Consider the following 6,104-nt stretch of genomic DNA (forward strand, 5'->3'; position numbering starts at 1 on the left):
ATCGTGCCGGCGGGAGTCAGCAGCCGCGGATTCTGCCGCCGCGACATGTGCAGGGACCTGTCGAGACCGCTGAGATACGACCAGCCCGGCGTGAAGCCGATCATGGCGACCTTGTAGTCGCCGCCGGCGTGCCGGGCGATGATGTCGTCGGGCGTGGTGTTGAGCGCTTTCGCGACATCCTCGAGGTCGATGCCATGCTCGCCGCCATAGGCGACGGGAATGCGCCAGCGGCGCGCCCTTGTGACCGGCGGCAGCGGCCGGGTGGCGACCGGAAGGATCTTTTCGCCGAGCGCGTCGAAACCGATCTTTTCGGGGTCGTAGTGCACCAGCAACGAGCGATAGGTCGGCACGGTCTCGGTGATGCCGTCGATGGGGCTTGCTGCGAGCGCCTTGTCGAGCGCCAGCACGCGCTGGTTGGCATCATCGTCGATGGTGCGGCTGAACTCGACCGTGACGGCGCTGTCGCCACTGGGCAGAAGGCGGGGCGGGGGGAGCGTCGCGGCCATTGAGCTGTCGAAGAGCTGTCGAAATCGGACTTTTGGAAGTGCGCGGGCTCGACGTTGAGTTCCGCGTCGCCCCTGCTTCGCGTAAATGCGCCCGCAAGTCCAATAAATTAATGCAAGGGGAGACGATAAAGCCTTGTTATCGCGTCGCATAACAGCTCAGCGGCCCTGCATTATCGGGCCCCTCTTGGCTCTTGACGCAAGGGCTGCGGCTCGCAAGATGCGCGCGTTCTTTCCTGCCCCTCCGGAGCTCGTTCTCGTCCATGTCGCTGTCCCCCGAAGCCCGCAAGATCCTCGCCGGCATCACCACCGCCACCATCACCACGGTCCTGCTGAAGAAGGGCCTTCGTAATGTGTGGATGCGCGGCGCCCGTCCGCTGCGCCCGGGCCTGCCGCGTCTGGTGGGACCGGCCTTCACGCTGCGCTTCGTGCCGGCCCGCGAGGATCTGGCGACGCCGGAATCCTGGTCCTCGCCGATCTCGACCCGCACCGCGATCGAGGCGATGCCGGAAGGATGCATCGCCGTGGTCGACGCCATGGGCATCACCGATGCCGGCATCTTCGGCGACATCCTCTGCGCGCGCATGGTCAAGCGCGGCGTCACCGCGCTCGTCACCGATGGCGTGGTGCGTGACGTCGAGGGCGTGCTCGGCACCAACCTTCCGGTGTGGTGCGACGGCTATGCCGCGCCGCCGTCCGTCGCGGGTCTCACCTTCGTCGGCTGGGGCGAGCCGATCGGTTGCGGCGGCGTTGCCGTTTTCCCGAACGACATCGTCGTCGCCGACCAGGACGGCTGCGTGCTGATCCCGCAGGCGATGCTCGATCACGTCCTCGCCGAGGGCGTCGAGCAGGAGCGGATGGAGGCCTGGATCGTCAACGAGGTGAACAACGGCGCGGTGCTGCCGGGCCTCTACCCCATGAATGCCGAGACCAAGGCGCGCTACGCCGCCAGCAAGAAGTAACGGGTAAGAAAACGAGGAACGTCATGGACATCACGCTCGCAGGCAAGCGGCCGACCCGCCGCGCGCCGAAGGAACACTTCACCGGCACCGTGCTGCAGGACCCCATCAACATGGCGCCCGCGCCGGCGCGGCTGAACGTCTCGCGCGTCGCGTTCGAGCCGGGCGCCCGCACCAACTGGCACCATCATCCGCTCGGCCAGACGCTCTACGTGATTTCGGGCGTCGGCCGCGTCCAGACCAAGGGCGGCCCGGTGCAGGAAATCCGTCCCGGCGACACCGTCTGGATTCCGCCGGGCGAAGTGCACTGGCACGGTGCCTCGCCTGATAACAGCATGTGCCACATCGCCATGCAGGAAGCGCTCGACGGCGTCTACTCGACCTGGCTGGAGCCGGTGACGGACGCGGAGTACGGGGCGGCGGCAGGCTAGCCTCTCGTGTCCCGGACAAGACGCATCGCCTCGAAGGCGATGCGTCGCCGATCTGCGACTGGACTAGTGATCAACAATGCTGGGTTCCGGCTCTGCTTCGCAGCACTTCGTGCTACGCCGCGTCCGGGACACGGCAGCGTCACATCCGCTCCGCCGTCCACGTTCCCGTGCACATCGCACCGCGCCAGGTGCCGGAGCCGGACATGCCGCTGAGCCGGCCGAAGCCGACGGCGCGCTTCATGCCGGTGCTCAAGGTGACGCTGATGCTGCCGGCATCGGCAACGCGACCGGACGCGTTCACCGCGGCGCTGCTCGAGGCGATCTGACCGTTGTTGATGCCGATCGCGACGGTCGCGCCGTTGCCGCAGGTCTCGCTCGATGACGAGATGCGGACATTCCATGTGCCGTCGAAAGTGCTTGTCGCAGCATCCGCCTGCGTGAGCGGAAGGGCGATGGCGAATAGGGTGGCGAAGAGACGATTGCGAAAGCCGCTCATGACACGCCCCTGTGGGTGGACCATGCGGGGATCGTGGCATGAGCGTGGAACCGGCGATGTGAGGGGGCTCACGCGCGCAAGGGGCACTGTGAGCTGGCGCACGCTGCCGGCACCGTCATTCCGGGCGACTCGTAGAGCCGACCATGGTGCGCAATTGCGCACCTGAGAACCTCGAGCTTCCGGGTTCACGCTTCGCGTGCCCCGGAACGACGCGGTATCAAACGGCCTGGACGAGCCTAGTTCACGCGAGTCCAGGTCTGGCCGCCGCAGAACATGCCGCCGAAGGCGCAGCCCTGCACGCGCAGCCGGTCGGTTCCCTTCATGGCGATCGTCGAATCGTAGGTCGAGCCCGAGTTCGGATCGAGGATGCGGCCGGACCATTTCTGGTCCTTGCCGGGCTTCATGTTGATCAGAACCTGCTCGCCGTTCTGGTTCGATTTGCTGTCGACCGAATAGCCGCAGAGATTGCTGCCGCATTGCTCGATGCGGACCTTGCCTTCCCTCTCCTCGGTGAGCCAGATGCCGAGCGGCGAATTGAGATCGCGCGTGGGCGCAACTGCGGGAGCAGGCGGCGCGACGGCGGCCGTCTGAGCGGGGGCTGGAGCGGGGGGCGGCGCCGGGGGGGCCGCAGCCACGGCCGGCGCTGGCGGTGGTGTCACGACCGGAGCTGCCTGCTGCGCGGCCGGCGCAGGCGCCGGCGGCGGCAGCACGGCAGTCTCGGCCGGCGCATTGCTGGCGGTTGCCGCCGGCGGCGGTGCCGCGGCAGTGGGTGCAGCAGGCACAGGTGCCTGCGCAGCCGCGGGCGGTGGGGCAACGGGAGCGGGGGCGGGAGCTGGTGCGGCCGGCGTTTGCGGCTCGACCGTGGCTTGCTGCGGCATTTGTTGGGCCGGGGTCGTCTCGTTCTTCTTGGCCTTCTTGGGCTTGGTCTGGCCGGTGTTGTCATAGACGCCGGGGATCTGCACCGTGCCACGGTCCGGATCGATGCGGATGGTGCGCCCGCCATATTCGAAGGTGTACTGTGCCTGAGCAGCCGTGCTCGCCAGCAGGAATGCGGCCGTGGCCAACAGCTTCCTCATTTCCGTCTCCTGAACAGGTGGTCCCCGGACCGACGCTTACGCGCCGGCTCGCTCGCAAAAAGTGATCTAGATCACTGTCGTTGGTATGAGTCGTCTTCCGGTGGTTCCGGGTTCAATAGGCCCGGAGCCGGCCCAAAGTTTGGCCAAGGCAAGCGACAGGAGGACGCGGCCAAGGACGCCTAAAGCATGATCCGGAGAAGTGCGCGGCGGTTTTCCGAAAAGATCATGCTTAAACAACAACCTAGAGACTAAAGCGCGATGACGATTCATCCTCATCGCATCGCGCTTTAGTCGAACCAGGCGGCATAGATCTTCTTGTAGCTGCCGTCTTCCATGGAAATATGCAGCCATTGGTCGACGAAGGCTTTCAGTGCGACGTCGCGCTGGAGCCAATAGGCCTTCTCGGAGAAGTCGAACGGCTTTTCGGGATGCACCGCGCAGAGCACGCCGGCATGCTGCTTCTGCTGGTAGCGGGTTTCGGACGCGTCCGTCATCATCAGGTCGGCATTGCCCTTGGCAATTTCGTCGAAGATCACGGTGTTGTCGGCGAAGACGATGATCTCGGCATCCCTGATGTTGGCACGCGCGAAGCGCTCGTTGGTCCCGCCGGGATTGACGATCACGCGGGTGCCCTTCTTGTCGATATCGGCGATGCTCTGGTACTTGCCGACGTCGGCGCAGCGCGCGATCGGCGTCTTGCCCTCGCGCATGATCGGCGTGGAGAAGAAGCCCTTTTTCTGCCGGTCGAGCGTGACCGAGACGCCGCCCATGGCGATGTCGAACTGGTCGGCCTCGAAATCCTTCATCAGCTTCGGCCAGGCTGTTGGCACGAACTCGACTTTGACGCCGAGCGCCTTGCCGAGGGCCTGGGCCATGTCGACGTCGAAGCCGCTGAACTGCTGCGTGGTCTTGTCCAGATAGGTGAAGGGCTTGTAGTCGCCGGTCATGCCGACGCGCAACGTGCCGCGCTTGACGATCTCGTCGAGGCGTGAAGGTGCGGCCTGCTGCGCCTGCGCCGAGACATTCGAGACATGCACCAGCAACGCAACGGCGAAAGCCGTCCAGAATCGAACCATCATCTCTTTTCCACCCATGCCCGAGCTGACATTGTGCAGCTCTTGAGCGGTGGATTTAGACCAGATGCCCGCCGGGGGCGAGGCAGAATTTGAAGGGAATCCTTGAGATGACGATCTCGATGTACGAGGCCTCGATTGGTCTCTTCGTGCCCTATTTGCGCAACCTGTCCGCACTGCTCGACAAGGGCGTCGCCTATGCGGAGGCCCGCAAGTTCAACCCGACGGTCCTGCTCGGCATGCGCCTTGCGCCGGACATGTACGACCTGGCGCAGCAGGTCGGCGAAGCCTGCCGCCATGCCACGGTCGCGCCGGCCTTGCTGGCCCAATGCGAGCCGGTGGCGCTGCCGGCACTGGAGCACGAGATGGCCGGGCTGCAGGCGCGCATCGCGACGTCCATCGAGTTCATCGAAAGCCTGCCGCGCGCGGAGATCGATGCGGCTGCGGAACGGAAAGTCTTCTTCAGGCTGAAGAACGGCACCGAGCTGCCCTTCACGGGACGGGCGCTGCTGCTGACGTTCAGCGTCCCGCAGTTCTTCTTTCACGTGACGACGGCCTATGACCTGTTGCGCCACGCCGGCGTCGAGCTCGTGAAGAAGGATTATCTCGGACGGAAATAGTTGTGAAGGCTCGATGTCCGCCTCTCCCCAGCGGGGAGAGGTGTAGGAAACATCCGATCCGCGGCCAAGCTTACGCTTCGCCCTTGCGCTCGTAATCGGCGAGCGAACTGCGGCCGGCGATCTCGCTACGCAGCAGCTCGAAACGCCTGTTCGCCTCGTCCTGCTGCGCATCGACGAAACGCACGGCAGCCTCGCTCGTCATCGGGCCGCTGACCACGGGGGCGGATTGTTCGCCGATGGTCTCGTGGACGTAGTACTGGTCGTCGTCGCCACGATGGACCGTCCATTTGAGACGGATCGCCACCATCGGTCCCGGACCGACCTTGCTGTAGCCGTCGGCATCGGTGTGCTCCGGCACCAGCGGCTGCTCGTCGATCATTGGATGCTCGTCGACCGCATGATGTTCCTCGACGGACGGCTGCTCACCGACGACGACGATCTCGGTCTCCCGGATGGTCTCGGTCTCCCGGACGACGAGGACGGGCTCGGGGTGCTCCAAAATGCTGGCGATGGTGGCCAGCGCGTGGTCGGTCGGGTCGATCTCTGACAAGGGCTCATCCTCCAGCTCGACGCGGCCGGCCAGTCTGTCCCCACGGCCGCCGCGGCCGGTCATATTACGCGCGTTTGATTAAGGCTGAGTTGGGGCCCGATCTGCACCAAAATGGGACGCTTTCTGGCGTTCCGAAGGCGGGCGGGTTATCCGCCCACCTTCGGATTTTCAGCCCAGCACGTCCTGATTGATCACATTCTGCCGGATGGGATCGCCGTCCAGCACACTCAGGATGTTGCGCGCGGTCTGCTCGCTCATGCGCTGGACGGCCTCGACCGTGACGCCGGCGACATGCGGGGCAACGATGACATTGGGCAGCGCGAACAGCGCATTGCCGACCGGCGGCGGCTCCACCTCGAACACGTCGATGCCGGCGCCGGCGAGCTTGCCGGAGAC

The 6,104-nt window shown here is 65.4% G+C and carries 9 protein-coding genes; 3 read left to right on the plus strand and 6 right to left on the minus strand.

The window, feature by feature from the left end:
* The coding region (locus tag IC50_RS27885) for a 5-oxoprolinase subunit B family protein (protein WP_035712302.1) at window positions 1–506 on the minus strand (506 nt) is incomplete at its 3' end.
* A 260-nt stretch (window positions 507–766) separates the two neighbouring features.
* Between IC50_RS27885 and IC50_RS27890 the strand changes: the two genes are divergently transcribed.
* Window positions 767–1,465 carry a ribonuclease activity regulator RraA gene (locus IC50_RS27890; protein WP_035712304.1) on the plus strand — a complete coding sequence of 233 codons (699 nt, stop codon included), beginning with the start codon at window positions 767–769 and terminating at the stop codon, window positions 1,463–1,465.
* Window positions 1,466–1,488: 23 nt separating this feature from the next.
* On the plus strand, window positions 1,489–1,893 hold the full coding sequence (locus IC50_RS27895; RefSeq protein ID WP_035712307.1) for a (R)-mandelonitrile lyase: 405 nt from the start codon (window positions 1,489–1,491) through the stop codon (window positions 1,891–1,893).
* 139 nt (window positions 1,894–2,032) lie between these two features.
* Here IC50_RS27895 and IC50_RS27900 read toward each other — a convergent pair whose 3' ends face one another.
* From IC50_RS27900 to IC50_RS27910, 3 genes are all read right to left on the minus strand, one after another.
* On the minus strand, window positions 2,033–2,389 hold the full coding sequence (locus IC50_RS27900; protein ID WP_035712309.1) for a hypothetical protein: 357 nt from the start codon (window positions 2,387–2,389) through the stop codon (window positions 2,033–2,035).
* Window positions 2,390–2,625: 236 nt separating this feature from the next.
* The gene (locus IC50_RS27905; RefSeq protein ID WP_035712311.1) at window positions 2,626–3,465 is read right to left on the minus strand and encodes a DUF2147 domain-containing protein; all 840 of its coding nucleotides are present in this window, start codon (window positions 3,463–3,465) and stop codon (window positions 2,626–2,628) included.
* A 287-nt stretch (window positions 3,466–3,752) separates the two neighbouring features.
* On the minus strand, window positions 3,753–4,544 hold the full coding sequence (locus IC50_RS27910; protein ID WP_035712313.1) for a transporter substrate-binding domain-containing protein: 792 nt from the start codon (window positions 4,542–4,544) through the stop codon (window positions 3,753–3,755).
* Window positions 4,545–4,660: 116 nt separating this feature from the next.
* On the opposite strand from IC50_RS27910, the gene IC50_RS27915 reads away from it, so the two are divergent.
* Window positions 4,661–5,158 (plus strand): DUF1993 domain-containing protein, encoded by a 498-nt coding sequence (locus IC50_RS27915; RefSeq protein WP_035712317.1) that lies wholly within the window; start codon window positions 4,661–4,663, stop codon window positions 5,156–5,158.
* A gap of 70 nt (window positions 5,159–5,228) precedes the next feature.
* Here the strand turns inward: IC50_RS27915 and IC50_RS42090 are convergent, their stop codons facing one another.
* Both IC50_RS42090 and IC50_RS27925 read right to left on the minus strand, forming a co-directional pair.
* The gene (locus tag IC50_RS42090) at window positions 5,229–5,708 is read right to left on the minus strand and encodes a hypothetical protein (protein WP_035712320.1); all 480 of its coding nucleotides are present in this window, start codon (window positions 5,706–5,708) and stop codon (window positions 5,229–5,231) included.
* Between the two features lie 168 nt (window positions 5,709–5,876).
* Window positions 5,877–6,104: NAD(P)-dependent oxidoreductase (locus IC50_RS27925; RefSeq protein WP_035712315.1), on the minus strand; the 228-nt coding region annotated here is incomplete at its 5' end.

This window comes from Bradyrhizobium genomosp. I (2014) (assembly GCF_000261685.1).
In the GTDB taxonomy this organism is placed as follows: Bacteria; Pseudomonadota; Alphaproteobacteria; order Rhizobiales; family Xanthobacteraceae; genus Bradyrhizobium.

Excerpts from the sequence above, each read along its gene's own strand:
- IC50_RS27915 (WP_035712317.1), top strand. The coding sequence starts at position 4,661 with ATGTACGAGGCCTCGATTGGTCTCTTCGTGCCCTATTTGCGCAACCTG.
- IC50_RS27910 (WP_035712313.1), bottom strand. The coding sequence starts at position 4,544 with ATGATGGTTCGATTCTGGACGGCTTTCGCCGTTGCGTTGCTGGTGCAT.
- IC50_RS27905 (WP_035712311.1), bottom strand. The coding sequence starts at position 3,465 with ATGAGGAAGCTGTTGGCCACGGCCGCATTCCTGCTGGCGAGCACGGCT.
- IC50_RS27895 (WP_035712307.1), top strand. The coding sequence starts at position 1,489 with ATGGACATCACGCTCGCAGGCAAGCGGCCGACCCGCCGCGCGCCGAAG.
- IC50_RS27890 (WP_035712304.1), top strand. The coding sequence starts at position 767 with ATGTCGCTGTCCCCCGAAGCCCGCAAGATCCTCGCCGGCATCACCACC.
- IC50_RS27900 (WP_035712309.1), bottom strand. The coding sequence starts at position 2,389 with ATGAGCGGCTTTCGCAATCGTCTCTTCGCCACCCTATTCGCCATCGCC.